This window comes from Variovorax glucosi (genome assembly GCF_051216695.1).
Taxonomy (GTDB): domain Bacteria; phylum Pseudomonadota; class Gammaproteobacteria; order Burkholderiales; family Burkholderiaceae_C; genus Variovorax.
The window spans coordinates 1-1,124 of sequence record NZ_JBPJZE010000290.1 but is presented as its reverse complement, the minus strand read 5'-3'; the positions used below and the strand labels follow the sequence as shown (position 1 = coordinate 1,124).

Here is a 1,124-nt window from a genome sequence, read left to right as displayed (position 1 = left end):
CTTCCGCCAGCGCCAGGCCGAATGCGGCGTTGGCGGAAACCAGCGCCGCGCGACCGCCGCGCTACACGTCGACCGGCTCCATCGCCTGCGCCGGAATTTCGGCGAAAATCGCGGCGGCAGCGTCGATGCCTGGCAGCGCCGATTCGGTCATGCGGTCGTGCAGCGGGCCGGCCACGGCGGCCAGCGTGTCGCCTTCGAGCACGGGGGCCTTGCCGATCAGCGGGGCCTTGAGCTTCAGGTGGTACTGGGTGACGCGCTCGACCCGGCGCAAGGCCAGGCCGCAGTTGTGGGCAATGTCGGTGGCCTTGGAGGCCCAGGGCGACACGGTGCCCAGACGGGGCGTGACCACCACCGAGGTGCCCACCTTGGCCGGCGCCTCGAAGGGCTCGCCGTAGGTCAGCAGCGCCGCAAAGCGCTCGCGGCCGGCCGAATCCAGCGCCGCATCGGTGACCACGAGGTGCACGAAACGGGCCGAGATGCCCTCGATGCGCGGCTCGATGGCCTGGAGCTTCGGCAGCAGCTGGCGTGCGCGGAAGTCGCTGAGCGCGCTGCCGCCCTCGAACATGGTTACGACGGGAAGGGCTTGAGGTGCGGGCTGCGTCACGGTCGATGGGGCCTCGGGGGCCGCGTTGGAAATCAAGGAATCGAGGCAGATGGCCGCTGACTGGGGCCATCCGCGTTAGCCGCGAATTTTAGCTTGCCGAATGGGATAATTCGGGGATGAGCATTAACTACAAAGACGCTGCGGGCATCGAAGCCATGCGGGTCGCCTGCCGCCTGGCTTCCGAGGTGCTGGACTACCTCACGCCCCTCATCAAGCCCGGCATCACGACCAACGATGTCGACCGGCTCGCCGCCGAGTACATGGTCAAGCAGGGCACCACATCGGCCACGGTGGGCTACATGGGCGCAAGCAGCGTCCCGTACCCGAAGTCGCTCTGCACCTCGGTGAACCACGTGGTGTGCCACGGCATTCCCAATGACAAGCCCCTGAAGAAGGGCGACATCATGAACGTCGACGTGACCGTCATCAAGGACGGCTGGTTCGGCGACAACAGCCGCATGTACGTGATAGGCGACACCTCCATTGCCGCCAAGCGCCTGTGCAGCATCACCTTCGAAGC

At 66.8% G+C, this 1,124-nt stretch carries 1 protein-coding gene and 1 pseudogene; one reads left to right on the top strand and one right to left on the bottom strand.

What is annotated here, in order from left to right; genetic code table 11:
* Positions 1–565 (bottom strand): annotated as a pseudogene (locus ACSFA3_RS25050) (phosphoribosylformylglycinamidine synthase); the annotation flags it as partial.
* 155 nt (positions 566–720) lie between these two features.
* Between ACSFA3_RS25050 and ACSFA3_RS25045 the strand changes: the two are divergent.
* Positions 721–1,124: M24 family metallopeptidase (locus ACSFA3_RS25045; RefSeq protein ID WP_435508051.1), on the top strand; the 404-nt coding region annotated here is incomplete at its 3' end.